The 24,841-nt window shown below is 72.8% G+C and carries 22 protein-coding genes; 8 read left to right on the top strand and 14 right to left on the bottom strand.

Annotated elements, in window-relative coordinates:
- Positions 1–29: 29 nt before the first annotated feature.
- Genes ACQP1V_RS13320 through ACQP1V_RS13310 form a run of 3 tightly spaced genes read right to left on the bottom strand, consistent with a single transcriptional unit; the run spans position 30 to position 3,743 of the window.
- Positions 30–1,478 (bottom strand): sensor histidine kinase, encoded by a 1,449-nt coding sequence (locus ACQP1V_RS13320; protein WP_387415193.1) that lies wholly within the window; start codon positions 1,476–1,478, stop codon positions 30–32.
- The gene (locus ACQP1V_RS13315; protein WP_157570829.1) at positions 1,475–2,218 is read right to left on the bottom strand and encodes a response regulator transcription factor; all 744 of its coding nucleotides are present in this window, start codon (positions 2,216–2,218) and stop codon (positions 1,475–1,477) included. The genes ACQP1V_RS13320 and ACQP1V_RS13315 overlap by 4 nt, the downstream gene beginning before the upstream one ends.
- Positions 2,199–3,743, bottom strand: coding sequence for a phytoene desaturase family protein (locus tag ACQP1V_RS13310; RefSeq protein ID WP_433422543.1), 1,545 nt, complete (start codon positions 3,741–3,743; stop codon positions 2,199–2,201). The genes ACQP1V_RS13315 and ACQP1V_RS13310 overlap by 20 nt, the downstream gene beginning before the upstream one ends.
- A gap of 244 nt (positions 3,744–3,987) precedes the next feature.
- On the opposite strand from ACQP1V_RS13310, the gene ACQP1V_RS13305 reads away from it, so the two are divergent.
- From ACQP1V_RS13305 to ACQP1V_RS13295, 3 genes are all read left to right on the top strand, one after another.
- Complete coding sequence (locus ACQP1V_RS13305) at positions 3,988–4,902, top strand: pseudouridine-5'-phosphate glycosidase (protein ID WP_067143729.1); 915 nt, start codon at positions 3,988–3,990, stop codon at positions 4,900–4,902.
- 1 nt (position 4,903) lies between these two features.
- The gene (locus ACQP1V_RS13300; protein ID WP_433422540.1) at positions 4,904–5,848 is read left to right on the top strand and encodes a carbohydrate kinase family protein; all 945 of its coding nucleotides are present in this window, start codon (positions 4,904–4,906) and stop codon (positions 5,846–5,848) included.
- A gap of 65 nt (positions 5,849–5,913) precedes the next feature.
- Complete coding sequence (locus tag ACQP1V_RS13295; protein ID WP_433422537.1) at positions 5,914–7,743, top strand: hypothetical protein; 1,830 nt, start codon at positions 5,914–5,916, stop codon at positions 7,741–7,743.
- Between the two features lie 108 nt (positions 7,744–7,851).
- On the opposite strand, the gene ACQP1V_RS13290 is transcribed toward ACQP1V_RS13295, so the two are convergent.
- On the bottom strand, positions 7,852–8,505 hold the full coding sequence (locus ACQP1V_RS13290) for a TetR/AcrR family transcriptional regulator C-terminal domain-containing protein (RefSeq protein ID WP_433422534.1): 654 nt from the start codon (positions 8,503–8,505) through the stop codon (positions 7,852–7,854).
- A 190-nt stretch (positions 8,506–8,695) separates the two neighbouring features.
- Between ACQP1V_RS13290 and ACQP1V_RS13285 the strand changes: the two genes are divergently transcribed.
- Both ACQP1V_RS13285 and ACQP1V_RS13280 read left to right on the top strand, forming a co-directional pair.
- On the top strand, positions 8,696–9,121 hold the full coding sequence (locus ACQP1V_RS13285) for a hypothetical protein (protein ID WP_433422531.1): 426 nt from the start codon (positions 8,696–8,698) through the stop codon (positions 9,119–9,121).
- Between the two features lie 101 nt (positions 9,122–9,222).
- The gene (locus ACQP1V_RS13280; protein ID WP_433422528.1) at positions 9,223–9,876 is read left to right on the top strand and encodes a maleylpyruvate isomerase N-terminal domain-containing protein; all 654 of its coding nucleotides are present in this window, start codon (positions 9,223–9,225) and stop codon (positions 9,874–9,876) included.
- 93 nt (positions 9,877–9,969) lie between these two features.
- On the opposite strand, the gene ACQP1V_RS13275 is transcribed toward ACQP1V_RS13280, so the two are convergent.
- The 6 genes from ACQP1V_RS13275 to ACQP1V_RS13250 form a co-directional block, all read right to left on the bottom strand.
- Positions 9,970–10,419 (bottom strand): GNAT family N-acetyltransferase, encoded by a 450-nt coding sequence (locus tag ACQP1V_RS13275; protein ID WP_433422525.1) that lies wholly within the window; start codon positions 10,417–10,419, stop codon positions 9,970–9,972.
- Between the two features lie 179 nt (positions 10,420–10,598).
- Positions 10,599–11,084, bottom strand: a complete 486-nt coding sequence (locus ACQP1V_RS13270) for a Rieske (2Fe-2S) protein (protein WP_433422522.1) — start codon at positions 11,082–11,084, stop codon at positions 10,599–10,601.
- 158 nt (positions 11,085–11,242) lie between these two features.
- The gene (locus ACQP1V_RS13265) at positions 11,243–12,412 is read right to left on the bottom strand and encodes an acyl-CoA dehydrogenase family protein (RefSeq protein ID WP_433422519.1); all 1,170 of its coding nucleotides are present in this window, start codon (positions 12,410–12,412) and stop codon (positions 11,243–11,245) included.
- Between the two features lie 23 nt (positions 12,413–12,435).
- Complete coding sequence (locus ACQP1V_RS13260) at positions 12,436–13,398, bottom strand: hydroxymethylglutaryl-CoA lyase (RefSeq protein WP_433422516.1); 963 nt, start codon at positions 13,396–13,398, stop codon at positions 12,436–12,438.
- A complete protein-coding gene (locus ACQP1V_RS13255) occupies positions 13,395–15,443 on the bottom strand; it encodes an acetyl/propionyl/methylcrotonyl-CoA carboxylase subunit alpha (protein ID WP_433422513.1) in 2,049 nt (682 codons plus the stop codon). The genes ACQP1V_RS13260 and ACQP1V_RS13255 overlap by 4 nt, the downstream gene beginning before the upstream one ends.
- Positions 15,444–15,473: 30 nt before the next feature.
- A complete protein-coding gene (locus tag ACQP1V_RS13250) occupies positions 15,474–17,048 on the bottom strand; it encodes a carboxyl transferase domain-containing protein (protein WP_433425824.1) in 1,575 nt (524 codons plus the stop codon).
- An 85-nt stretch (positions 17,049–17,133) separates the two neighbouring features.
- Here ACQP1V_RS13250 and ACQP1V_RS13245 point away from each other — a divergent pair, with 85 nt between their 5' ends.
- Positions 17,134–17,730 (top strand): SACE_7040 family transcriptional regulator, encoded by a 597-nt coding sequence (locus tag ACQP1V_RS13245; protein WP_066938827.1) that lies wholly within the window; start codon positions 17,134–17,136, stop codon positions 17,728–17,730.
- Positions 17,731–17,746: 16 nt separating this feature from the next.
- On the opposite strand, the gene ACQP1V_RS13240 is transcribed toward ACQP1V_RS13245, so the two are convergent.
- Complete coding sequence (locus tag ACQP1V_RS13240) at positions 17,747–19,921, bottom strand: thiamine pyrophosphate-dependent enzyme (RefSeq protein WP_433422510.1); 2,175 nt, start codon at positions 19,919–19,921, stop codon at positions 17,747–17,749.
- 252 nt (positions 19,922–20,173) lie between these two features.
- On the opposite strand from ACQP1V_RS13240, the gene ACQP1V_RS13235 reads away from it, so the two are divergent.
- Positions 20,174–21,502, top strand: a complete 1,329-nt coding sequence (locus ACQP1V_RS13235; RefSeq protein WP_433422507.1) for a hypothetical protein — start codon at positions 20,174–20,176, stop codon at positions 21,500–21,502.
- Between the two features lie 203 nt (positions 21,503–21,705).
- On the opposite strand, the gene ACQP1V_RS13230 is transcribed toward ACQP1V_RS13235, so the two are convergent.
- The 3 genes from ACQP1V_RS13230 to ACQP1V_RS13220 form a co-directional block, all read right to left on the bottom strand.
- Positions 21,706–21,957, bottom strand: coding sequence for a hypothetical protein (locus tag ACQP1V_RS13230; protein ID WP_432856851.1), 252 nt, complete (start codon positions 21,955–21,957; stop codon positions 21,706–21,708).
- Positions 21,958–22,013: 56 nt separating this feature from the next.
- The gene (locus ACQP1V_RS13225; protein ID WP_433422504.1) at positions 22,014–22,505 is read right to left on the bottom strand and encodes a PadR family transcriptional regulator; all 492 of its coding nucleotides are present in this window, start codon (positions 22,503–22,505) and stop codon (positions 22,014–22,016) included.
- A 291-nt stretch (positions 22,506–22,796) separates the two neighbouring features.
- Entirely contained in the window at positions 22,797–23,864 is a 1,068-nt protein-coding gene (locus ACQP1V_RS13220) for a magnesium and cobalt transport protein CorA (RefSeq protein WP_433422501.1), read from the bottom strand.
- Positions 23,865–24,127: 263 nt separating this feature from the next.
- On the opposite strand from ACQP1V_RS13220, the gene ACQP1V_RS13215 reads away from it, so the two are divergent.
- Complete coding sequence (locus ACQP1V_RS13215; RefSeq protein ID WP_433425822.1) at positions 24,128–24,811, top strand: M50 family metallopeptidase; 684 nt, start codon at positions 24,128–24,130, stop codon at positions 24,809–24,811.
- Positions 24,812–24,841: the final 30 nt, after the last annotated feature.

Below are 24,841 nucleotides of genomic sequence, written 5' to 3'. Positions count from 1 at the left end.
GCCGCTCGTCGCCCGTCCCCGCACCGGCGTCAGCCGGACTCGCCCGGGGTCCCCGGGAGGGCGACGGTGGCCACCGTCCCGCCGCCCGGCGCCTTCGCCACGCGCGCCTCGCCCCCGGCGTCGCGTACGGCCTGGGCCACGATGGCGAGGCCGAGCCCCGAGCCGGGGAGGCTGCGCGCCGACGGAGACCGCCAGAACCGTTCGAAGACGTGCGGGAGCTCGTCGTCCGGGATGCCCGGCCCGTGGTCGCGCACGGTCAGCACACCGTCGGCGAGCCGCACCTCGACCAGGCCGCCCGGCGGGCTGAACTTCACCGCGTTGTCGAGCACGTTCACCGCGGCCCGCTGCAGGCCCCGGACGTCGCCGTGGACCCGCCACGGCTTCAGGTCCACCCGGAACTCCAGCCCCGGGCCGCGGCGCCTGGCGCGTTCCACGGCGGCGGCGACCAGGTCGTGGAACTCGACGTCGGCGGAGCGCTCGCCCGTCTCGGCGCTGCGCGACAGTTCGAGCAGGTCGCCGATCAGGCTCGACATCTCCTCGAACTGCTCCTTGACGTTGACCAGCAGGCGGCGCTTTGCCTCCGGCGCCAGCGGCCGGCCGGTGTTCTCGCTGCGCAGCATCAGGTCGATGTTGGTGCGCAGGCTGGTCAGCGGCGTGCGCAGCTCGTGTCCCGCGTCCGAGACCAGGCGCCGCTGGCGCTCCTGCGAGCTGGACAACGCGGCCGTCATCGTGTTGAACGACCGGCCCAGCCGGGCGATCTCGTCGGTGCCCTCGACCGGGATCCGGATCGCCAGGTCCTCCGTACGCGCCACGTGCTCGACCGCGCTCGTCAGCCGCTGGACGGGGCGCAGCGCGGCGCGGGCCAGCCAGAGACCGGCCGCGGCCGCGCCGACCACGCCGGCGACGGCGACCGAGCCGAGGATCAGGGCGAGCATCCGGAGCGTCCCGCTCAGGTCCTCGGTGGAGCGGAACACGCTCACCGCCACCGGCTCGCGCACCGCGAACCGCCGTACGTCGTCGGGCGCCCCGGGCGGCGGCTGCAACGTGTACGTCCTGGTGAGGACGAGCACCTCGCTGCCGTTCTCGGTCACCGCGTCGCGCAGGACCGGCGCGCCGCCCGAGACCGCGAGCGCCCGCTCCTCGGCGGTCGGGACGACCCGGTCGGAGCCCCCGAAGACGCAGACGGAGCCGTCCGCCCGGATGACCGACCAGCCGCGCCCGGACGGGTCCCACGGGTGCGGCGGCCCCGCGCCCTTGACCCCGGGGAGGCTCTGGCGCGCGGTGCCGTCGCAGTCGGCGAGCGCCAGCGCCACCTGCTCGGCGCGCGGGATGAACTCCAGCAGCGAGTCGCGCACCTGCCCCTGCATCTGGTCGCGGATCAGGAACCAGCACATCGCCGCCGACAGCGCCACGGCGGCGGCCACCGCGGACGCGATCACCAGGGTGAGCCGGGACCTGAGCGAACGGCGTCTCCTCACGGGGAGGTCCGCAGCACGTATCCGACGCCGCGCACGGTGTGGATCAGCCGGGCCTCGTCGGCGGCCTCGGTCTTCCTCCGCAGGTACATCACGTACACGTCGAGGGAGTTGGACGACGGCTCGAAGTCGAAGCCCCACACCTCGCTGAGGATCTGCTCGCGGGTCAGCACCTGGCGCGGGTGCACGAGGAACAGTTCGAGCAGCAGGTACTCGGTGCGGGTCAGGTCGAGGGTGCGGCCGCCCCGGGTGACCTCGCGGGCGGCGGTGTCCATGCGCAGGTCGGCGAAGGCGAGCACGGCGCCCGCCTCCGCGCCCGGGGCTCCGGCGCTCAGCGCGCCGCGCCGCAGCAGGGCGCGCACCCGGGCGAGCAGCTCGTCCAGCTCGAACGGCTTGACCAGGTAGTCGTCGGCCCCCGCGTCGAGGCCGGACACCCGGTCGCCCACGGCGTCGCGCGCGGTCAACATCAGCACCGGGACGTGGTTGCCTCCCGCGCGCAGCCGGCGGCAGGTGGTGAGGCCGTCCAGGCGCGGCATCATCACGTCCAGCAGCACCGCGTCGTACGGCTCGCGCTCCAGCCGGTCGAGGGCGGAGGTCCCGTCCGCGACGGTCTCGACCTTGTATCCCTCGAACTCCAGGCTGCTCCGCAGCGCCTCACGCAGCGCCGGCTCGTCGTCGACCACCAGCAGCCGCGCCGCCCCACCCTCTACTCCCGTCACCGTCTCACGGTATCCGCGCCCCATGAGAGCTCGATGAGAGCAGGACGGCCATCGCGGCGTTGTGACCGGGGATGCCGCTGACGCCTCCGCCGCGCCGGGCGCCCGCGCCGCACAGCAGGATCCGCTCGTGCGCCGTCTCCACGCCCCATTGCCCGTCCGCGGCGGACTCGGCGTACGGCCAGGACAGGTCGCGGTGGAAGATGTGCCCGCCGGGGAGCCCGGCCTCGGCCTCCAGGTCGAGCGGGGTGCGCGCCTCGATGCACGGCTCGCCGGACGGCGCGCGGAGCAGGCAGTCCTCGATCGGCTCGGCGAGCACCGCGTCGACCGACGCGAGGGTGCGGCGCAGCGCCTCCTCGCGGGCGCCGGGCGCGGTGAACAGCCGGGCGGGCATGTGCAGGCCGAACAGCGTCATCGTGTGCGCGCCGGACTCCCGCAGCTCACGCCCGAGGATGGACGAGTCCGTCAGCGAGTGGCAGTACATCTCGGCGGGCGGCAGGTCCGGGATCCGGCCCGCCGCGGCCTGGGCGCGGGCGGCGGCGAGCTGCCCGGCCCCCTCGTTGATGTGGAGGGTGCCGCTGAACGCCTCCTCCGGGCGTACGGAGGCGTCCCTGAGCCGGGGCAGCCGGGAGACCACCATGTTGACCTTGAGCTGGGAGCCCTCCGGCCGCTCCGGGGTCTCGCCGAGCAGCCGGGCCAGCACGGCGGGCGGCAGCGCGGCCAGGACGTGGCCGGCGGAGACCGTGTGCTCACCGTCCGCGTCACGGAAGGCCACCTCGCCCGACGGGTCGACGGCGAGCACCTCGGCGCCGCACCTGATCTCGGCCCCGGCGCTCCTGGCCGCGTCCGCGAGGGCCTGCGTGACGGCTCCCATGCCGCCGACCGGGACGTTCCAGTCGCCGGTCCCGTCGCCGATGACGTGGTACAGGAAGCACCGGTTGGCGAGCAGGTCGGCGGCCGGGTCGGCGAAGGTGCCGATGAGCGCGTCGGTGAGGACCACGCCGCGCACGGTGTCATCGGCGAAGCGCTCGGCGACCACCTCGCCGATCGGGCGTTCGAACAGGTCGCGCCACGCCTGCGCCCCGACGAGGTCGCGCAGCGCCGCGCGGTCGGGCAACGGTTCGAGGAGGGTGGGCGCGACCTGCCGGGCGACGTGGGCGGTCATCGCGTAGAAGCGGCGCCACGCGTCGTGGTCGCCGGCGCCGCCGGTGACGGCGGCGAACGACGCGGCGGTGCGCGCCTCGTCCCCGCCGTCCACGAGCAGCCCGGTGTCCCCGACCGGCGTGTACGAGGCGAAGCGGCGGCGGCGCAGCTCGACGCGTACGCCGAGGTCCTCGACGATCTTCCTGGGCAGCAGGCTGACCAGGTAGGAATACCGCGACAACCGGGCGTCCACGCCGGGGAAGGCCCGGGCGGAGACCGCGAGCCCGCCGACGTGGTCGAGGCGTTCGAGCACGAGCACCCGGCGTCCCGCCCGGGCGAGATAGGCGGCGGCGACCAGGCCGTTGTGCCCGCCGCCGGCGACGACCGCGTCATAGCGCGAGTGAGCCATCGTTCTCCAGGGGTCGGCCGCCGGCCGGAGGCGGCGGGGTACCGGACGTGTCGCGGCCGGCAGGGACCCCAGGTCGCCGCGTGGCCGCGCGTGAGGGGCACACTAGCCCGGAGGGTCCGCCTGGACCAGGGGGTCCATGCCCACTTCTCCGCTGTTTCGCCGGCTGATCGTGCGGTGGACGGCCCCGAGCGATACGTATAAATTTGTCCTTTTGTAACCATTTGGGAAGCTACCCGGGAGAGTCATGCTCAAGGTCGTGCCGTCGGAGGAAGTCGCCGAAGCCCTGTCGGCCGGGAGGCCGGTCGTGGCGCTGGAGTCGACGATCATCTCCCACGGGCTGCCGCAGCCGCGCAATCTGGAGGTCGCCCTCGAACTTGAGGAGATCGTGCGCGCGGCGGGAGCGGTGCCGGCGACCATCGCGGTCCTGGACGGCGTGCCCCGCGCCGGGCTGGACCGGGAGGGCCTGGAGCGCATCGCGACCGAGCCCGGCCTGCGCAAGCTCGGCTTCCGCGACCTCTCCCCGGCCGCCGCGCTGAAGGTCAGCGGCGCGACCACGGTGTCCGGCACCTCGTTCCTCGCCGCCCGGGCGGGCATCCGCGTGTTCGCCACCGGCGGGCTCGGCGGCGTCCACCGTGGCTGGACCACCGTGCAGGACGAGTCGGCCGACCTGGACACGCTGAGCCGTACCAGGATCACGGTCGTCTGCGCGGGCGTGAAGTCCATCCTCGACGTGCCCGCCACGCTGCAGCGGCTGGAGACCCGGCAGGTCACCGTGGTGGGGTACCGGACCGACGAGTTCCCCGGCTTCTACCTGAACACCTCCGGCGAGCCGGTGGACTGGCGGATCGAGACCGCCGCCGAGGCCGCCGAGATCATGCGGGCGCAGGACCTGCTCGGCGGGCCGGAGACGGCGCTGATCGTCGCCAACCCGGTGCCGGTCGCCGACCAGCTCAACCCGGCGCTGCACGACCGGGTGCTCGCCGAGGCGCTCCGCGCGGCCGACGAGCGGGGCATCGCCGGGCAGGCGATCACGCCGTTCCTGCTGGAGTACCTGGTCAACGGAACGGACGGCGCCTCCCTTGAGGCGAACCTGGCCGCGGTGCGCGGAAACGCCCGCCTCGCCGGGGAGATCGCGGCATCCTGGTCGCGGGAGGACTGACGTGGGAGGCCTGCTGGTGATCGGCGACGTCGTCACCGACGTCGTGGCGTTGCACGGACAGCCGGTCGCCACCGGCACCGACACCGCGGCCGACATCGTGCTGCGTCCGGGCGGCTCCGGGGCCAACACGGCCTGCTGGGCCGCCCGTCTGGGCGCGGACACGCGGCTGCTGGCCCGCGCCGGGCATGACACCGGCGAGTGGCACCGGGCCGAGCTGGTCAAGGCCGGGGTCCGGCCGCACCTGCGGATCGACCCCGAGCGGCCGACCGCCGTCGTCATCGCCATGGTCGACCCGAGCGGTGAGCGCTCCATGCTCACCAACCGCGGCGCGGGCCGCCACATCGGCCCGGAGGACTGGTCGCCCTCGTTCCTCGACGGTGTCGCGTACCTGCACCTGTCGGGCTACACACTGTTCGAGCAGCCGGGCCTCGACCTCGCCCGGCTCGCCATGCGCGAGGCCGCCGCACGCGGCGTGACCGTCAGCGTGGACGCCGCCTCGACCGGGTTCCTCCGCGAGTTCGGGCCGGAGCGCTTCGTCCACGAGACCTCCGCCACCCAGATCGTCATCGCCAACCTCGACGAGGCGCTGCTGCTCACCGGCGCGACCGCCCCGGAGGCCGCGGCCGCGTCCCTCAGCGACGCGTATGGCACCGCCGTGGTGAAGCTGGGGGCGGGCGGCGCGCTGCTCGGCAAGGACGGAACGGTCGTGGCGAAGGCGCCCGCGGCGCCCGCCGAGGTGGTCGACTCGACCGGCGCGGGCGACGCGTTCGCCGCCGGGTTCCTCGCCGCGCTGCTGTCCGGACTCGACCCTCGGGCCGCGCTGGAAAATGGTTGCCGGGCGGGCGCCGTGGCGGTCGCGCAGGTCGGCGGCCGTCCTCCGGTCCCGGGAGCGGCCGCTCAGTCAGCCGGTATCGCCAAGGAGCTTTACCCTATTGACACTGATTGATAGCTTGCGGCGTAAGCTGCACCATTAGCAACATGCGTCACTCTCGGGAGGGTGCGGTCATACCGATGGACGCCGAGTCAACGATCTGCCTGAGCGATCTGGTTCCCGCCCTTCGCTGGACCCGTGCACAGCACGTTGCCGAGGTTCTGGCTGACCCTCGCCTGCCCGCGGGCTGGTGGGGCTCCGTCGCGCTCGGCCGAGCCCTCGGCGCGACCGGAGTGGACTGGCTCTGCGAGCGGCTGGCCCGGCTCGCCGCGACCCGCTGGGATCACCTCGCGCTGACCGACCTGCTCCCCGCGATCCAGGTCCACTCGGTGGATCCGACTCTCCCCGGCTGGCAGGAGCCGGCCCGCTCCGCGGTCACCGGCCTCGGCGGCTGGCACCGGCTCCGCCGGCTCACCCCCGGAGATCTGCAGAGCCCCTCCGCGCCCGCCACTCCCGAGGCCGTCCTCGCGATCGTCTTCCGCGAGATCTTCACCCATCTCCAGCTCTCGGTGACCGCCGCCGACCCGGCCGCGTCCGCCGCGCCGTCCGCACCGGCGCAGGACGCGGCGACGGAGCAGGTTACGCCGTCCACCGCCACGCCGGCCGCCCCCGCCGGGCAGGGCCAGGCGGGACCGCAGGGACAGCAGGCCGCCGCCCCCGCCGAACAGGCCCCCCCGACCCGCCCCTCCCCCGCGGTCTCCGGCCCACTGCCCGCGCCCACTCCCGCCGCGCAGGCGCCGGGCGCGCCGTCGCTGCCCGCCCGGCAGCCCGGCCAGAACTCCCGGCCGGGCACCCCCGCGCCCGCCCCCGCCGGCCCGGCCCGGCCCGCGGCCGCGGCTCCCGCCACGCCCGCGCCGAGCGAGTACCCCATGGTCGGCCTCGTGGAGCACCTCTTCCGGGACTGGGACCCGCTCTCCAAGGCCGTCGCCGCCGAGCGGCTGTTCGCGGCCGAACCGGTCAGCCTGCGCGCGCTCGCCCACCGCCTCAACGTGGACCGCGACATCCTCTCCCAGGCCCAGCGGTCCGCGGAGGAACGGGTCCTGATGTGGCTGCGCTCCCCCGACTCCGCCGCGCTGACCGGCCACCTGTTCGGCCTCACCGAGTGGCTGGGCACCGCCGCAACGCAGGAGCAGCTCATCGCCGCCGACCCCTCCCACCCGGCGGAGGTCCCCGCGCTGGGGACGCCGCTGTGGCGAGTGCTCGTCACGCTCATGCCCGACCGCCGCCTCCAGGAGGGCTGGCTCGTCGTCGGTGACGTCGGCGGCCTGCGCGACAAGACCCGCCAGCTCCTCGCCGGCAAGCCCGCCGACACCGACGTGGTCGAGCTGCTCGGCCAGCTCGGCATCCGTCCGCACTCGGCCAAGGCGTGGCTGGACTCGCTGCCCAAGGAGCAGCCGCATCCCGAGCAGCGGTCCGCGGCCGCCGCGCCGAGCGAGCCCAAGCCGCTGCCCCGCCGTACCCCCGGCGCGAACGGGCACCAGCAGCGGAACGGCGTCCCGGTCCCCTCGCAGGCCGGCAACGGACCCGACCCGGCGACCGCCCTGGCCGCGCTCAACGCGCTCACCGGCGCCGCCGCGCCGCGCCCGCACCTGGTGCCGAGCCCGCGCAGCACGCCGACCAGCCCGTCCTCCGACCCGCGTCGCTGGCAGCGCATCGACGTGACCAGCGGGCACCTGCGCGGCGAGCCGGTCGCCGTTCCCGAGGGGTACGCCACCCAGCTCGGCATGCGCCCGGGCACGCTGCTGTCGGTCACCGGTCCCGGCGACAACGCCGTGGTGCTGGTCTGGCGCGACCAGCAGCCGGTCTTCGACTCGCTCCAGCCCGTGCTGATGCGGCTGAACGCGCGGCCGGGCGACTCGGTCTACGTGACCGTGGACGGCTACCGCCTGGACGCCCAGCTCACGTCCTGACGCCCTTTCCCTGGCCCCTGCTCCTCGGCACCGGCGTCGGCACGATCGCGTCGGGCACGGTCCCCTCGGTGATCGATGAGCGGTTCGTGGCGAGTCCTCGGATGTTCCCTATCTCGGAGAGCGGGCGGTTCGGGCCGCCTCGAATCCGGACAGCATGGCGTCGAGCGCGAAGTCGAAGCGGGCGTGCGGCCCAGTGGGGTGCCCGGCGCGCGCGGCCTCGGCGAGCAGGGGGAACTCGTCGGGATCCACATCGGACAGCGATCGCGTCTGGTCCGGCGCGGCGCCGTCACGGCTGATCGTCGTGACGTGCCCGACGACGAAGCCGGAAACGGCGTACAGCATGTCAAGGGCGATGTGCGGCGGGAAACCCGCCACTCGCAACATCTCGAGAGCGTTCTCCATGGTGCGGAGGTTCTGCGAGGTGGTGGCGGGCCGGGACGCCACCAGCAGGATCATGTTCGGATGCGCGAGCAGCGCCGCCAGCAGCGAGTGCGCGTAGTCGCGCAGCTCGGCCTGCCATGACGCGGACGTGAAGGGCTGCGGGGCGACCCGGGCGAAAAGCTGCTCGACCAGCCCGTCCAGCAGTGCGTCCTTGCTGGAGACGTGGCTGTAGAGGGTCATGGCCTCCACCCCGAGCTCCGCGCCGAGCCGGCGCATCGACAACGCCTTCAAGCCGTCACGGTCGACCAGCGTCATGGCCGCTTCGAGTACGGCCTGACGGGTCAGACCCGCACGTTGTCCGCGAGTGCGGTTACCGGACATCCCTGGTCGTCCTCACGCTTGACGAATCTTACGACGTAAGTTTAGCATGCGAAGCGCTGAAACTTACGTCGTAAATTATGCGCTGCCGCGCCTCGACGTCCTCACCGACAGAGAAGGAAGAGAATTGCCGACACCACCTACGCGCAGGACCGGGGAATCCGCCTCTGGACGTCCGTCCGGCCTGCGTGTCATGTACGCCGGACTCGCCCTGACTGTGATCGCGGCGGTCGCCCCGTTCGTCGACGTGGCCACCGTCGACAGCATCACCGGCCACGTGCGCGGCGCCTATCCCGACTGGCCCGCCGACCTGGTGGCCGGGGACCGGAACGCCATCATCGTCTACCTGTCCGTCGTCACCCTGCTCGGCATCGTGGGTTGGCTGTGGACGATCTGGGCCGTCGCCAGACGCAAGCGCTGGTCACGCGTGGCCGCCACCGTCATGTTCGCCCTCGGCGCCTGCCACGCCATGTTGTGCCTCGGGTTCTCGGGAGGCCAGTACGTCAACGTCGTCCCGTACCCGTATGGGGCGCTCGCCTCGCTTCCCGCGCTGGCGGGACTGGGAGTGGTCATCGTCCTCTGGCTCCACGGACCGGCGACCGGCGCCACACGTCGTTGAGCGAGCATGACGACGCACATGATCATCGCGCCAGGAGGCAGGGCGCCGCGAAAGGGGCGAAATCGATCGCTCTCGGCAGCATGCGTTGTTAGCTTGCCGTAGTGGATCTCTTCTCGCACTCGTGGACGGCGTTGCGCGCGGCGGTCGCCGAGCTCTCGGACAAGGACTTCGAGCAGCCGTCCGGCTGCACCGGCTGGCTGGTACGGGACCTCGTGTGCCACCTGATCATCGACGCGCAGGACGTCCTCATCACCCTCGTCACCCCCGCCGAAACGGAACCGACGAGGAACGCGGTGACCTACTGGGACCTCGTCGAAGCGCCGACCGGCGACGACCCGCTCGACGCGCTGACCGTCCGGCTGGCCGCCGCGTACGAGGACCCGCGGCTGCTCAAGTTCCATCTCGACGACGTCGGCTCCGCCGCCGGGCGCGCCGCCGAACTCGCCGACCCCGGCGTCCGGGTCAGCACCCGCGACCAGGTCCTCACCGTGAGCGACTACCTTTCCGTGTACGTCATGGAGTGGACGCTGCACCATCTCGACCTGATCGCGCGCCTCCCGGACGTGGCGGGGCCGCCCGCCGAGGGTCTCTCCCGTTCCCGCGCGATGCTGGAAGAGATCGCCGGGGCCGCGTTCCCCACGTCGTTCTCCGACGAGGACGCGCTGCTGATCGGCACCGGGCGCCGGGCGCCGAGCGACGCGGAGAAGGCCGAACTCGGTGAGCTGGCCGCGAAGCTGCCGCTCGTCCTCGGGTGACACGTCCACTCAGTCGCCGACCACCTCGCGCACGGACGCGCGGTCGACGCCGACGAAGCGTGCGGCCGGAGCGGGCCTCCCAGGGTCCGCGCGTCAGGGCCGCGCGGGCGGCGTGAGCATCTTCCGGTAGTACGTGGCCGAGACGTCGAAGCCGAGCGCGCTGAAGAAGCCGGCGGCGCGGCGGGTGGCGAGCGCCATGTATCCGGCGTCTCGCGAGCGCGCCCAGCTCTCGAACTCCTCGAGGAGCCGCCGCCCGATGCCGTGGCGGCGGAAATTCCGCTCGATGATCGCCTCCTCGACCCAGGCGACCCGCCCGTTGGCGAAGAGCGTGAGATGCGTGAAGCCGAGGAGGTACCCGCGGACCGTCCCGTCCACGGTGGCGACCAAGAGCTGCGCGTCCTCGTTCTGGAGGAGCTGCGGCAGCGCCGCGTCGAAGGCGGCGCGTTCCGGACGGAACGACAGCGCGAACTCGCGGGCGAGCGCGAAAATCTCTTCCGCGTCGCTCTTCTCCGCCTTCCGGATCCGGAGATCACCAGACGTCATGGGTAGGACTCTAGATTTACCGGGGCGAATACGTCCATCGCCCAATTAAATCCCACGGTCGCGGCGTGTCGCAGGCCCGCCCGGGCCCTGGTGCGGGAACCGGGCAGGCGCGGGCCACGCGGCGAGAGAACCACCCCGGGTGCGACGTGTCAGGCGAGGGTGCCCCAGGCCAAGGTGCCTCAGGCCAGGGTGATGGTGTCGCCCTCGGACGAGATGTGGACCTCGGCGAGGGCCTTCTTGGCCGGCCCCTTCTGCGGGGAGCCGTCCGCGATGGAGAACGTCGAGTTGTGGCAGGGACAGACGATGAGGCCGTCCCTGACCCGCTTCACCGGGCAGCCCTCGTGCGTGCAGATGGCGCGGTACGCCTTGAAGGTGCCCGCCTCCGGCTGGACGACCACGACCTTCTCCGCCTTGACGATCACACCGCCGCCGACCGGGATATCGGACTTCTTGGCCAGCGCCCCGGCCGCGGCGGGTTTCTCCCCCGCCGCCTCCCCGTCCGTGGCCTTCCCATCCGCGGTCTCCCCGCCCGCGGCCTGCGGGCCCGCGGGAGGGACGTTTCGAGCGGACGTTTCAGTACCGGACGAGCAGGCCGCGACAGCCGCGCCCACTCCCGCGAGAGCGGCCGTGCTCAGAGCGTGACGGCGGGTGAGGTTCTGGTCCACGATGCTGCCTTCCTCGGGTCAGGTCGGGTCTCTCACCCAACCAGTACCACCAGGCCAAATCCGGCTCCCCGCCCCCTTTTCTAAGGATTTATTAAGTACCTGGAACCCCCGCCGCAGCGCCTACGGACCTCAGTCCGCGCCACGCCCAGGGACCCAGGTCAGGATCCGGGGACGCCGAGCTCGCGGGCGATGAGCATCCGCTGGACCTCGCTGGTGCCCTCGCCGATCTCCAGGATCTTGGCGTCCCGGTAGAAGCGGCCCACCGGGTACTCGTTCATGAAGCCGTACCCGCCGAAGATCTGGGTGGCGTCCCGGGCGTTGTCCATCGCCGCGTTCGAGGAGACCAGCTTGGCGATCGCCGCCTCCTTCTTGAACGGCAGGCCCGCCAGCATCCGCTCGGCCGCGTGGTGGTAGGCGAGCCGCGCGGTGTGCGCACGCACCTCCATGTCAGCGATCTTGAACTGGATGGCCTGGTAGCGGTCGATCGTCCGGCCGAACGCGACCCGCTCCGAGGCGTAGCGCAGCGACTCGTCCACGCAGCCCTGGGCGAGCCCGACGGACAGCGCGGCGATCGCCACCCGGCCCTCGTCGAGCGTCTGCAGGAACTGGGCGTATCCCCGGCCGCGCTCGCCCAGGAGGTTCTCCTCGGGGACCCGGCAGTCGTCGAAGGACAGCTCGCGGGTGTCGCTGGCCGACCAGCCGACCTTGGAGTACTTCTTCGACACCGTGAACCCGGGTGTCCCGGCCGGGACCAGGATGGTGCTGATCTCCGGCACGGTCTTCCCGTCGCGCTCACGCCGTCCGGTGATGGCGGCGACGCCGACCACGCCGGTGATGTCGGTGCCCGAGTTCGTGATGAACGCCTTGGTCCCGTTGATCACCCACTCGCCGCCGTCCAGGGTGGCGGTCGTGCGCATCCCACCGGGTACGTCGGAGCCGCCGCCGGGCTCGGTCAGCCCGAACGCGCCGAGCATCTCGCCCGTGGCCAGCTTCGGCAGCCAGTGGGCCTTCTGCTCCTTCGTCCCGAAGCGCAGGATCGGCATCGCGCCCAGCGACACCGCGGCCTCCAGCGTGATGGCGACAGAGGAGTCCACCCGGGCCAGTTCCTCCAGCGCGACGCACAGGGCGAAGTAGTCGCCGCCCATGCCGCCGTACTCCTCCGGGATGGGCAGCCCGAACAGCCCCATCGCGCCCATCTTGGCGACGATGTCGTAGGGGAACTCGCACCGCTCGTAGTAGTCCCCGATGACGGGGGCGACCACCTCGCGGGCGAACCGCGCCACCGACTCGCGCAACTCCGCGTACTCACCGTGCTCAACGTCGAGCATCTCGCGCTCCTCCTCGCCTCTGTTCAATCGCTTCCGCCGGCGTCGGCCGGTCCGAGCGCCCGGACGACCCGGGACGCGCTCGGCCGGCCGAGCCGGTCCGCCAGCCACACGCTGGTCTCCACCAGGGACGTGAGGTCCACGCCCGTCTCCACGCCGAGGCCGTCCAGCATCCAGACCAGGTCCTCGGTGGCGAGATTGCCTGTGGCGCTCTCCGCGTACGGGCAGCCGCCGAGGCCGCCCGCCGAGGCGTCCACCACGGTGACGCCCTTGGTGAGCGCGGTGAGCGTGTTCGCCAGCGCCTGGCCGTACGTGTCGTGGAAGTGGACGGCGAGCCGCTCGGGTCCCACCCCGGCCGCCGCGAAGCCGTCGAGCAGCGCCGCGACGTGGCCGGGGGTGCCGACCCCGATCGTGTCGCCGAGCGACAGCTCGAAGCAGCCGAGGTCGAGGAGCCGGGCGCCGGCCCGCACGACCTGCTCGACCGGGACCGCGCCCTCCCAGGGGTCGCCGAAGCACATGGACAGGTACGCCCGGACCCGCAGGCCGTGCCGCAGGGCGCGCTCGACCACGGGGGCGAACATGGCGAACTGCGACTCCAGCCCCTGGTTGAGGTTCCGCCGGGCGAACGTCTCGGTGGCGCTGCCGAAGATCGCGATCTCGGCCACGCCGCGTTCCAAGGCCCGGTCCAGGCCGCGCTCGTTGGGGACGAGCACGGGGTAGCGCACGCCGGGCGCGGGCTCCAGGCGGTCGAGCAGCTCGGCCGCGTCGGCGAGCTGCGGCACCCACTTCGGGTGGACGAAGCTGGTCGTCTCGATCCGCGTGAGCCCCGCCCGGGCCAGCCGGGTCACGAACTCCGCCTTGACCTCGACCGGGACGATCGCGGCCTCGTTCTGCAGGCCGTCCCTCGGGCCCACCTCGTGGATGGTGACCCGGGCGGGCAGCCCGTCCAGGCGGTACGTCCCGTATCCCGCCGATCCCGCTGTCGTCATGGCGCGCTCCCGTCGGGTTCCACCCGGGCCAGGACGCCGTCGAGCTCGACGGACTGGCCGATCCTGACCGGCAGCTCGGTGACGACGCCGTCCACCGGGGCGGGCACCGAGTGCTCCATCTTCATCGCCTCGACCACGACGAGCGGCTGACCCGCGCTCACCCGGTCGCCGACCTCGGCCTTGATCACCAGGACGGTGCCGGGCATCGGACTGCGGACCACGCCGTCGGCCGCGCCGCCGCTCCGGGCGCGGTCGCCGGGGTCGCCCAGCTCATGCCGGACGACCGGCCAGGCCAGGCCGTCGCGGCCGAGCCAGAGGACACCGCCGCCGCGCGCCGCCTCGTCCCAGGCGACGACGTACCGCAGCGTCGCGCCGTCGAGGGTGACCGCGATCTCGTCCCCGCCGCACCGGCGCAGCGACACCGAATGTGAATGCTCATTAACATCCACCTCCGCGTCGCCGACGAGTCCGCGCACTCGTACGTCGATGACGTCGCCCTGGCACTCCAGCCGGTAGCCGGTCCACGCCCGCCCGCCGATCCGCCAGCCGTCGGCGACGTCCCAGGGGTCGCCGTGCTCCGCGCCGCCTTCCGCGCCCTGCCGGGAGTGGAAGAGCAGGGCGGCGGCCACCAGCGCATCCGGCGGCAACGGCGCCCCGCTCAGGCCGCCGTCCGGCGCCTCCTCCCGGAGGAGGCGCTCGACCAGCCCGGTGTCGAGGCGTCCGGCGGCGACCTCCGGCCGGGCGACCAGCCCGCGCAGGAAGCCGATGTTGGTCGTCACCCCGAGGATCGCCGTCGAGGCGAGCGCCCGATCGAGGGCCCGCAGCGCTCCCGCGCGGTCGGGCGCCCAAGCGACGACCTTGGACAGCATCGGGTCGTAGCTACCGCCGACGACCGTGCCCTCGGCCAGCCCCGAGTCCACCCGGGCGGCACGGCCCTCGCCGGGCTCGCGCAGCGCCAGCACCCGCCCGCCGGAAGGCAGGAAGCCCCGCGCCGGGTCCTCGGCGTACACGCGGGCCTCGACGGCGTGGCCGGTCAGGCGGACGTCGTCCTGGCCGAAGGGCAGCGGCTCGCCCGCGGCGATCCGGAGCTGCAGCTCGACGAGGTCGAGGCCGGTCACCATCTCGGTCACCGGGTGCTCGACCTGGAGCCGCGTGTTCATCTCCATGAAGTGGTACGGCGGCCCGTCGGGTCCGGCCGCGCCGCCGGAGCCGTCCGCTCCCCAGCCCGAGCCCTGGACGATGAACTCGACCGTGCCCGCGCCGACGTAGCCGACGGAGCGCGCCGCCTCCACCGCGGCGGCGCCCATCCGGGCCCGCGTCGCGGCGTCGAGCAGCGGCGAGGGAGCCTCCTCGACGATCTTCTGGTGCCGCCGCTGCAGGCTGCACTCACGCTCGCCCAGGTGGACGACGTTCCCGTGCGCGTCCGCCATGACCTGGATCTCGATGTGCCGCGGGTCGGTGACGAACCGCTCGACCAGCAGCGTGCCGTCCCCGAACGCGGCCAGCGCCGTACGGCGGGCCGAGGCGATGGCCTCGGCCAGCTCGGCGTCCGACCGCACCAGGACCATGCCCTTGCCGCCACCGCCCGCCGACGGCTTGATCAGCACGGGGAAGCCGATGGCGCGGGCCGCCTCGGCCAGGTCGTCCGCGGGCTCGGCGCCTCCTGGGACCACCGGTACGCCGGCCGCCGCGACGGTGGCCTTGGCCCGGATCTTGTCGCCCATCGCCTCGATCGCCTCCGGCGGGGGGCCGACGAAGACCAGGCCCGCCTCCGCGCACCGCCGGGCGAACGCCCCGCTCTCCGCGAGGAACCCGTAGCCCGGGTGAATGGCCTCCGCGCCCGTCTGGAGCGCGGCCGCGACGACCCCCTCGACGTCGAGGTAGCCGCCGGGAAGCCGGACGGCCAGGTCGGCCTCGCGGACGTGCCGGGCGTCCCGGTCGGCGTCGCTGTACACGGCGACCGGACGGACGCCCATCGCCCGCAGCGTGCGGATGATCCTGACCGCGATCTCGCCACGGTTGGCGATCAGCACGGATCCGAACACGCCGTCACCTCCTCTCCACGATCACGTTGCTCACATCCGGAAGACGCCGTACCCGACCGGGTCGAGCGGGGCACCGGCCGCCGCCGACAGGGCCAGGCCGAGGACGGTGCGGGTGTCGACGGGGTCGATCACCCCGTCGTCCCACAGCCGGGCGGTCGAGTAGTACGGGTTTCCCTGGTGCTCGTACTGGGCGCGGATCGCGTCCTGGTCCGCGCTGCCGACGGTGGACAGCACGTTCGCGGCCTGCTCGCCGCCCATGACCGAGATGCGGGCGTTCGGCCACATCCACAGGAAGCGCGGCGAGTACGCCCGCCCGGCCATGGCGTAGTTGCCCGCGCCGAACGAGCCGCCGATGATCACGGTGAACTTGGGCACCCGCGCGCAGGCGACGGCGGTGACCATCTTGGCCCCGTGCTTGGCGATGCCGCCCGCCTCGTACGCCCGGCCGACCATGAAGCCGCTGATGTTCTGCAGGAACACCAGCGGGATCGACCGCCGGTCGCACAGCTCGATGAAGTGCGCGCCCTTCAGCGCCGACTCCGAGAAGAGGATGCCGTTGTTGGCGACGATCCCCACCGGGTGCCCGTGCAGCCGGGCGAACCCGGTGACCAGGGTCGGGCCGTACTCCGCCTTGAACTCCAGGAACCGGCTGCCGTCCACGACGCGCGCGATGACCTCCCGCACGTCGTACGGCGTCCGGGTGTCCTGCGGGACGATGCCGTACAGCTCGCGCGGGTCGTAGGCGGGCGGCTCGGACGGGATGGTCTCCCACGGCCGCGCGGCGCGCGGCGGCAGCGTGGCCACGATGTCGCGGACGATCCGCAGCGCGTGGGCGTCGTCCTCGGCGAGGTGGTCGGTCACGCCGCTGGTCCTGGCGTGGACCTCGCCGCCGCCGAGCTCCTCGGCGGTGACGGTCTCGCCGGTGGCCGCCTTCACCAGCGGCGGCCCGCCCAGGAAGATCGTGCCCTGGTTCCGCACGATCACGGCCTCGTCGCTCATCGCCGGGACGTACGCGCCTCCGGCGGTGCACGAGCCGAGCACGGCCGCGATCTGCGGGATGCCGCGCGCCGACATGGTGGCCTGGTTGTAGAAGATCCGCCCGAAGTGCTCGCGGTCGGGGAACACCTCGTCCTGCTTGGGCAGGAACGCGCCGCCCGAGTCGACCAGGTAGACGCACGGCAGGTGGTTGTCGAGGGCCACCTCCTGCGCCCGCAGGTGCTTCTTCACGGTGAGGGGGTAGTACGTGCCGCCCTTCACCGTGGCGTCGTTGGCCACCACGACGACCTCGCGGCCGGACACCCGGCCGATGCCGGTGATGATGCCGGCGGCGGGCGCCTGCCCGTCGTACAGGCCGTCGGCCGCGAGCGGCGACAGCTCCAGGAATCGGCCGCCCGGGTCGAGCAGCGCGTCCACCCGGTCTCTGGGCAGCAGCTTGCCCCGGGCGATGTGCCGCTCGCGGGAGCGCGGCGGACCGCCCTCCGCGGCGACGGCCAGCCGCTGCCGCAGCTCGGCGGCCAGCAGCTCGCCGGCCTCCGCGTTCCGCTTGTACGGCTCACCGCCCGGATCACAGGCACTGCGCAGCACCGGCCACGGGTTCGGCTCCATGCCGTCCACCTCCGGCGAGTTAATGGTCGCTAACACCACCGGCGATGTTAGTCACCATTAACCGGCTCGTCTACCATTGCGTCGCATGACGGCTCCCCGTACCCCTACCCGCAACAGGCGCGCCGAGATACTCCAGGCGGCGGCGGAGCTGTTCGCGGCGCGCGGGTTCCACGGGGTGTCCATCGAGGACATCGGCTCGGCCGTCGGCGTCTCCGGGCCCGCGATCTACCGGCACTTCAGCGGCAAGGAGGCCCTGCTCAGCGAGATCCTGCTCGACATCAGCGAGCGGCTGCGCGAGCAGGGCGCCCGCCTGGTGACGGAGCCGGACGCCCCGGCGGGCAGCGCGTACGCGCGGGCGGCGCTGGACGCGCTGCTGCGCGGCCACATCGACTTCGCGCTGGCCAACCCGGCGCTGATCCGGGTGCACGAGCGTGAGCTGGACAACATGCCCGAGCCGGACCGCCGCCGCGTCCGCCGCCTCCAGCGGCTGTACGTCGAGGAGTGGGTCACGGTGCTGAGCGAGCTCTATCCCGACTGCCCCCCGGCGCGGCTGCGTGCCGCCACCCACGCCGTCTTCGGACTGCTCAACTCGACTCCGCGCAGCGCGGGCGAGCTCCCGCCGGAGGCCATGGCCCCGCTGCTGCACGGCATGGCGGTCGCCTCGCTGGCCGTACTGACCTGACCCGGACGGCGCGCGGTCAGGCGATGAGCTTGCGGGCGGCCAGCTCGATGTCCGCCTCCGACATCAGCACCGTGTCGGCGGCGGCGCCCAGCGGGATGAAGCTGTCCTGCGAGGTCACCCGCGCGATCCGCCCGGTGAACCCGTTGTCGACCAGCGCGGTGACGACGCTCTCGGACACGCCGCCGCTGCGCCGGGTCTCGTCCGCGATCAGCACCCTGCCGGTCAGCTCGGCGGCGCGGAGCAGGTCCTCCACCGGGAGCGGCGACAGCCAGCGCAGGTCGAGAACCCGGCAGCCCACGTCCTCCGCGGTGAGCCGGACCGCCGCCCGCAGGCTCATCCGCACCCCGTTGCCGAAGGTGACGATGGTCAGGTCGCGGCCGTCGCCGTAGGAGCGGGCCCGGCCGATCGGAATGTGCGTCTCCGCCCAGCGGGCCGGCGACACGTACGGCGCGAGCCAGCCGCCGTCGCCCTCCTCGAACAGGTCGCGGGTGTGGTAGAGCGCGATCGGTTCGAGGAAGACGCACACCCGGCCGTCGGCGCGCGCGGCGGCGAGGCAGGTGCGCAGCATGGACGCGGCGTCGTCCGGCCGCGCGGGCGAGGCGACGACCACGCCGGGGATGTCGCGCAGCGCGGCGACCGAGTTGTCGTTGTGGAAGTGGCCGCCGAAGCCCTTCTGATACGCGAAGCCGGGCACGCGGACGACCATCGGGTTGCGGTAGGCGCCGCCCGAGAAGAACTGCAGCGAGGACGCCTCGCCGCGGATCTGGTCCAGCGCGTTGTGCAGGTAGGCGAGGTACTGGATCTCGGGCACCGGCAGCAGGCCCGAGACGCCCGAGCCGAGGGCCAGCCCGAGGATGGACTGCTCGTCCAGCAGCGTGTCGAAGACCCGCTCCGTGCCGAACTTCCGCAGCAGGCCGCGGCTGACCCCGTAGACGCCGCCCTTCCGCGCGACGTCCTCGCCGAACAGCAGCACGCCGGGGTCGAGCGCCATCGCGTCGGCGAGCGTGCGGTTGATCGCCTGGGCGAGCGTGAGCCCGCCCTCCTGCTCGGGCAGGGCGCCGAAGACCCGCTCCCGTACGACGGTGTCCGCGGCGCGGGCGGCCTCGGCGGCCACCGTGGGCGGGTCGGCGGGGGCGAGCGGGGCCATCACCTCGCGCGCGGAGGTGAGGCGGGGCCGCCGGGTGCACTCCATCGCGAGCTTGAGCACGTGCTCGCGCTCGGCCTCGTAACGCGCGATCAGCTCGTCCGGCTCGGCGAGACCGGCCTGCACGAGCAGCCGGGCCGTGCCGAGGAGGGGGTCGCGCTCCAGGTCGGCGGCGATCTCCTTGCGGGTCCGGTACGCGATCTCGACGTCGGAGCCGGCGTGCCCCATCAGGCGGACGGTGCTCATGTGCAGGAACGCGGGGGCGCGGGTGGCGCGGACGTGGTCGGCGGCGGCGCGGGCGACGTCGTGGACCTCGGCGAGGTCGCATCCATCGGCGTGGAAGTATTCGATCAACGGGTGCCGGGACGCCTCGACCCAGCCCTGCGGCGTCCGCACGCTGATGCCGATGCCGTTGTCCTCGCAGACGAACAGCACGGGGAGCTGGAGCCCCCGGTAGGCGCCGTAGGCGGCGGTGTTCAGGCCGCTCAGCGCGCTGGCGTGGTTGACCGTGGCGTCACCGAAGCTGCACACGGCGATGGCGTCGGCGGGCCACTTCGACGGAGCCTCGAGGGCGCGCACCCGGTCGATCGCGAAGCCGACGCCGACCGCGCGCGGCAGGTGGCTGGCGATCGTGGACGTCTGCGGGATCACCGCCAGCTCGGGGTGGCCGAAGACCTTGTGCCTGCCTCCGGCGATGGGCTCCTCGACGGAGGCGCTGAGCCCGAGCAGCACGTCGCGCAGGCCCTCCTCGGGCAGCCGGCCCGCCTGGGCGGAGCGTTCGAGGTAGAACGCGCCCGACCGGTAGTGCAGCAGCGCCGGGTCGGTCGGGCGCAGCGCGGCGGCCACGGCCGCGTTCCCCTCGTGACCGGCGGAGCCGATGGTGTAGAAGCCCTCGTTCCGCTCGCGCAGGACGCGCGCCGCGACGTCGAGGAGGCGGCTGCCGAGCTGGACCTCGAACAGTTCCCTGCACCGGCGGCCCGTCAGGGTGGTGCCTGGCCGTACGGGCAGGGCGGGGTCGATGGACGGCCCGGGGGTCAGAGCGCCCACAGCCTCGAGGAAATGCGTCTCAACAGTGTCGCGGAGCACAAGGCCGATTATGTAGCCCGGACGGGTGCGACGTCCGCAACAGTGATGACTATGTTGACGTCTTGTTGTCGGAACCGCCCGAACAACACCGATCGATAACAGACCGGCACTGTTACTCAACCATCCACTGGGTTTGACCGTCTACAGGTAAAGGAATGACGTGGCACCCTCAAAGCCGCGTTCAACCCACCGGGGAAGGATGGTTCACCCGAGATGTTGAAACGCATCAGTGCCGTCGCCGCGGCGCTGGCGCTGGGCAGCGTGGCGCTCCTCGCCTCGCCCGCCCACGCGACCGAGGCTCCGGCGACCCCCACCGCGCTCCAGGCGTCACCCGATCCCGTTGTCGTCGGCGACGGCGGGGGCCGGACGGCGACGTTCGGCTTCACCGCCGGCGAGGGCACGGGCTCCGCCAGGCTCGTGGACCCCAGCGGCAAGAACGTCCCCCTGACCGTGAGCGGCGGCCCGAACTACACCGCGAGCTACACGTTCAACTTCAACGACGAGCCGGGCGCCTGGAAGCTCGTCGCCACGGCCACCAAGGACGGGGCCACCGCCGAGTCCACCAAGGGGTTCGCGGTCCACTGGATCACGGACCTGGACTTCTCCGCCTCTCCCGACGTCGTCGACCGCGACGGCCGCGTCTGGCTGAGCGGCGCCCTGAAGTACAAGGAGGGCGGCAGCTGGAAGGCCTACGACAAGCAGGCCGTCCAGATCTCCTTCAAGCCGGTCGGCGGCTCGTACGGCGCGGTCAGGACGGTGACGACCGACGCCTACGGCCGGTTCCGTGTCGCGCAGAACGTGGACCGGTCCGGTTGGTGGCGGGCCGAGTACGCCGGCTCCGCCGAGACGGAGGGCACGGTCAGCGACAGCGACCGCGTCGACGTCCGGGACCGGGCGCGGACGTCCCGCGTCTGGTTCGACGCCTCCCCCGAGCAGGTGAACACGGGCGCCACGGTGCGCCTGCGTGGCAAGGTCGAGGCGGGCGCCTGGAACTCCTGGGACTCCGTCCGGGGCGCCAAGGTCAACCTGCTGTTCAAGGCGGACGGCGGCTACTCCTGGCGGTATGTGACCTCGGCGTGGACCGGCCGTGACGGCAGGTTCGCCGCCGACGTCACCGCGAACGCGTCGGGCTGGTGGCGGGCCGAGTACGCCGGCGGCGACGGCGTGCGCGGCTCGCACGCGGACGACCACGTCACGGTCGTCCGGCCTCCGGTGGAGCCGCCGGCCTCGCTGGACACCCGCGTGATCTCGTTCGACGCCTACCCCGAGCCGGTGCGGTACGGCAAGTACCTCTCCTTCAAGGGCAAGCTGCAGGCGTGGGACGGCCGCTGGGCCGGATACGGCCACCAGAAGGTGACCGTGTGGTTCAAGACGAAGACCGGCTCCTGGAAGTACGTGAAGAGCACCTGGACCAACGGCTCCGGCAAGTTCTGGACCAAGACCAAGGCGACGAAGTCCGGGTACTGGAAGGTCGTCTTCGCCGGCAACGACGAGGCCGACGGCTCCTCCAGTGCCAGGGACTGGGTCCGCGTCAAGCGCTGAGGCGCGTGACGCATAGGTCTGCGAGGTCTGCGCACTGATCGTCCGGGATGCCCGGACGAGGCGGCGGCCCGGGGCGGTGACGCCCCGGGCCGCCGCTGTCTTCGGGCCCCGGATCCGGCGGTTCTCCGTCCGGAGCGGGCGTTTTCCCCGCCGAAGACGACGTTTCCCGGTCGGCGAGAGGAGGAGGCGTACGGCCGCGAACGTCAGGGCTCGCACATCGGGCGCGGCAGGGGGTCGATGCCGTCGGCCAGGCCGCGCATGACCACGGCCAGCCGGTGGCGCACGCCCCCAAGGAGGCTCGCCGCCATCCGATCGTCGTCGTCGCCCGCACGGACGCTCCGTGCCGCGCGGAGGCGGCGGCGCAGGTCGGTCTCCGCGACGAGCTCGGCGTGGGCCCGGTTGATGTCGGCCAGCCCCATCTCGGCGGCCTTCCGCATGTCGTCCATCGTGCTCATCTGCTCTCGTTCAGGGGGTGGATGAGGGCGGCCGCGACGCGTCTGCTCCGCGACCGTCATTCGCCGTCTTCCGCGAGGATCCGGAACATCGACCTGCGGGTGTCGCGCAGGAGCTTCTTCGTCTCGGCCACCTGCCGGTCGTTGGCCACGCTCGTCAGGTGGACGAACGCCTCGCCGAGCCGGCCCCACAACAGGCGCAGCTCCTGCCGGTCCTCGGGCAGGCTCCGCGCGACCGCTGCCCAGGGCGTCTCGCCGTCGCGCCCCCGCGCCTCCTCGCGCCCCGCCTCGGTGAGCTGGTAGACGCGGCTGCCGCCGGACTCCTCACCCCGGACCAGCCCCTCCTCCTCCAGTTGCTGCAGAGCCGGGTAGACGGAGCCCGGGCTCGGCCGCCAGACGCCGCCGCTGCGGCGGGTGATCTCCTCGATCATCTGGTAGCCGTTCGCGGCGCCCTCGGCCAGGAGCGCGAGCAGGGCCGCGCGCACCCCGCCCCGGGGTACGCGCGGCGACAGGTGCGGCGGGGTGGGCGGGCCCGGGGGCATCGGCGGCATCGGGGGCATCCCGAAAGCCGGCGGGGCGGGCGGGCCCGGGGGCATCGGCGGCATCGGGGGCATCCCGAAAGCCGGCGGGGCGGGCGGGCCCGGGGGAGCCAGGTGAGGCGGCGGAGCCGGCGGGCCCGGTGGTTCCGGGGAGAACGAGGGCAGCCCGGGAGGGAACGCCGCGTCGTCCCACGACATCTGCTGGTCGTCACGCATGAGTGACCCCCTCAACTATCGAGATACGTGAACGATATATCTAGATAGTTGGCACAGCAAGGCCAGGGAAGGCGGGAAAGGCCGGATTCAGAGCCAGTCGCGGCGCTTGAAGACCAGGTAGAGGGTGACGCAGACCATGGCCATCAGGGCCACCGCGAACGGATACCCGAACAGCCAGTGCAGTTCGGGCATGTGGTCGAAGTTCATGCCGTAGATCGTGCCGACCAACGTGGGCGCGAACAAGATGGCCGCCCAGCTGGAGATCTTCTTCACCTCGTCGCCCTGCGCGATGCTGGCCGCGGTGAGCTTGGTCATCTCCTCGTTCTGGGCCTGGCTGACCAGGGTCGAGTTGACGATGAGGATGTCCTGGAGCATCTGCCGGAAGCCCGCGACGCGCTCGGTGACCGTGATCGCGTGGTCGGCCACGTCCCGCAGGTAGCGCTGCAGCTCCTCGTCCACGTCGTACTTGGGGGACGCCGCGATGAAGCCGTCGAGCATGGCGACCAGCGGCGTGGTCGCCCGCTGGAACTCGATCACCTCGCGGGACAGCGCGTAGATGCGCCGCGGCGCCGCCGGGTCGCCGCCGAAGACCTGCACCTCGATCTCGTCGATGTCGTTCTGCAGCCCCGCGACAACCGGCGCGTAGCCGTCCACGACCGCGTCGAGTATCGCGTACAGCACGGCCTGCGGGCCCTGCCTGAGCAGGTCGGGGTCGGACTCCATCCGGCCGCGCACCTTCGACAGGTCCGGCGCCTCGCTGTGCCGTACGGTGAGGACGAAATCGGGGCCGACGAAGACGTGCAGCTCGCCGAAGGCGACCTTCTCCGCCTTGTCGATGTACTGCGCGGCTCGCAGCACGACGAAGAGCGTGTCGTCGTAGCGGTCCGCCTTCGGCCGCTGGTGGGCGACGATCGCGTCCTCGACGGCCAGGGTGTGCAGGCCGAACTCGTCGGCGGCGGCGGTCAGCTCCCCCGCTCCCGGACGGTAGAGCCCGATCCACGCCATCGCCCCGGGCCGGGAGCGCAGGGAGGCGATCGCCTCGGCCAGGGACACCGGCGAGTCGACCCGCTTGCCGTCCACGTAGACCGCGTTGTCGACGACACTGCCCCGCGCGGGCCACTCCTCGGTCGGGGCCTCGGCGGACCGGGGGTCCATCGACTCCTCGGGAGCGACATCCCGCTTCGTTCGGACGAGTCCCCGCAAACCGCGCATTCGACGCTCAGCCACACATAGACCGTAGAACCTTTCACAGCGCACTGGCACCCCGAGGTGTCCGCCTCCGCTCCGCCGGGCCGCCGGGCGCGTGGCCGCGACGGGTTTACATCGCGGCGATCTCCCCGGCCGTACGCTGTCTTCCGGAGGTGGCCCCCCTGAAAGCACTCTGGAACCATCTGGTCGCGACGCAGGACGCGCCGCCGATGTGGCTGATCGCCCTGGCCGGGCTCGCCGCGCTCGCCGTCGTCGCCTATCCCCCGTCGTGGCACGTGTCCCGCGGCCTGATCACCATCGCGCACGAGGGCGGCCACGCGCTGGCGGCCGTGCTGACCCGGCGCAGGCTCCACGGCATCCGGCTGCACTCCGACACCTCCGGGGTCACGCTCACCCGGGGGAACCCGCGCGGCCTCGGCATGATCATCACCGCGGGCTCCGGCTACGTGGCGCCGTCGCTGCTCGGGTTCGGCGCCGCCTGGCTGACCGCCGCCGGGCACATCACGCTGCTGCTGTGGAGCGTGCTCGCGCTGCTCGCCTGCATGCTGCTGATGATCCGGAACGTCTTCGGCGCGGTCTCGCTGCTCGTCACGGGCGGGGCCGTCTTCGCGATCTCGTCCTTCACCAGACCGGAGGTCCAGGCGGTCGTCGCCTACGCCGCGGTCTGGTTCCTCCTGCTCGGCGGCGTACGACCGATCGTCGAGCTGCAGAGCAAGCGACGGCGCGGCCGGGCGCCCGACTCCGACGCCGACCAGCTGGCGCGGCTCACCCACGTCCCGGGCACGTTCTGGGTCGTCGTCTTCCTGCTGGTCTCCGTCGCCGCGCTGGCCGCCGGAGCCTGGCTGCTCGTCGACCTCCCCGCCCTGCTTCCCTCCGTTTTCGCCCCGGTCTGACCTGGGTCTCTCCGGGATCGAGGCGGGGAA

It is taken from the genome of Microtetraspora malaysiensis (assembly GCF_050947145.1).
Taxonomy (GTDB): domain Bacteria; phylum Actinomycetota; class Actinomycetes; order Streptosporangiales; family Streptosporangiaceae; genus Microtetraspora_A; species Microtetraspora_A malaysiensis.
Note: the sequence above shows the minus strand (reverse complement) of the source record. Positions and strands in the feature narration are given on the sequence as shown.

What these genes read in the sequence shown, in the direction of transcription:
- ACQP1V_RS13315 (WP_157570829.1), bottom strand. Translation starts at nt 2,218, where the DNA reads ATGGGGCGCGGATACCGTGAGACGGTGACGGGAGTAGAGGGTGGGGCG.
- ACQP1V_RS13290 (WP_433422534.1), bottom strand. Translation starts at nt 8,505, where the DNA reads ATGTCCGGTAACCGCACTCGCGGACAACGTGCGGGTCTGACCCGTCAG.
- ACQP1V_RS13215 (WP_433425822.1), top strand. Translation starts at nt 24,128, where the DNA reads ATGTGGCTGATCGCCCTGGCCGGGCTCGCCGCGCTCGCCGTCGTCGCC.
- ACQP1V_RS13250 (WP_433425824.1), bottom strand. Translation starts at nt 17,048, where the DNA reads ATGGAGCCGAACCCGTGGCCGGTGCTGCGCAGTGCCTGTGATCCGGGC.
- ACQP1V_RS13275 (WP_433422525.1), bottom strand. Translation starts at nt 10,419, where the DNA reads ATGACGTCTGGTGATCTCCGGATCCGGAAGGCGGAGAAGAGCGACGCG.
- ACQP1V_RS13295 (WP_433422537.1), top strand. Translation starts at nt 5,914, where the DNA reads ATGGACGCCGAGTCAACGATCTGCCTGAGCGATCTGGTTCCCGCCCTT.
- ACQP1V_RS13260 (WP_433422516.1), bottom strand. Translation starts at nt 13,398, where the DNA reads ATGACGACAGCGGGATCGGCGGGATACGGGACGTACCGCCTGGACGGG.
- ACQP1V_RS13265 (WP_433422519.1), bottom strand. Translation starts at nt 12,412, where the DNA reads ATGCTCGACGTTGAGCACGGTGAGTACGCGGAGTTGCGCGAGTCGGTG.
- ACQP1V_RS13245 (WP_066938827.1), top strand. Translation starts at nt 17,134, where the DNA reads ATGACGGCTCCCCGTACCCCTACCCGCAACAGGCGCGCCGAGATACTC.
- ACQP1V_RS13305 (WP_067143729.1), top strand. Translation starts at nt 3,988, where the DNA reads ATGCTCAAGGTCGTGCCGTCGGAGGAAGTCGCCGAAGCCCTGTCGGCC.
- ACQP1V_RS13310 (WP_433422543.1), bottom strand. Translation starts at nt 3,743, where the DNA reads ATGGCTCACTCGCGCTATGACGCGGTCGTCGCCGGCGGCGGGCACAAC.
- ACQP1V_RS13225 (WP_433422504.1), bottom strand. Translation starts at nt 22,505, where the DNA reads ATGCCGCCGATGCCCCCGGGCCCGCCCACCCCGCCGCACCTGTCGCCG.
- ACQP1V_RS13285 (WP_433422531.1), top strand. Translation starts at nt 8,696, where the DNA reads ATGTACGCCGGACTCGCCCTGACTGTGATCGCGGCGGTCGCCCCGTTC.
- ACQP1V_RS13235 (WP_433422507.1), top strand. Translation starts at nt 20,174, where the DNA reads ATGTTGAAACGCATCAGTGCCGTCGCCGCGGCGCTGGCGCTGGGCAGC.
- ACQP1V_RS13230 (WP_432856851.1), bottom strand. Translation starts at nt 21,957, where the DNA reads ATGAGCACGATGGACGACATGCGGAAGGCCGCCGAGATGGGGCTGGCC.
- ACQP1V_RS13220 (WP_433422501.1), bottom strand. Translation starts at nt 23,864, where the DNA reads ATGGACCCCCGGTCCGCCGAGGCCCCGACCGAGGAGTGGCCCGCGCGG.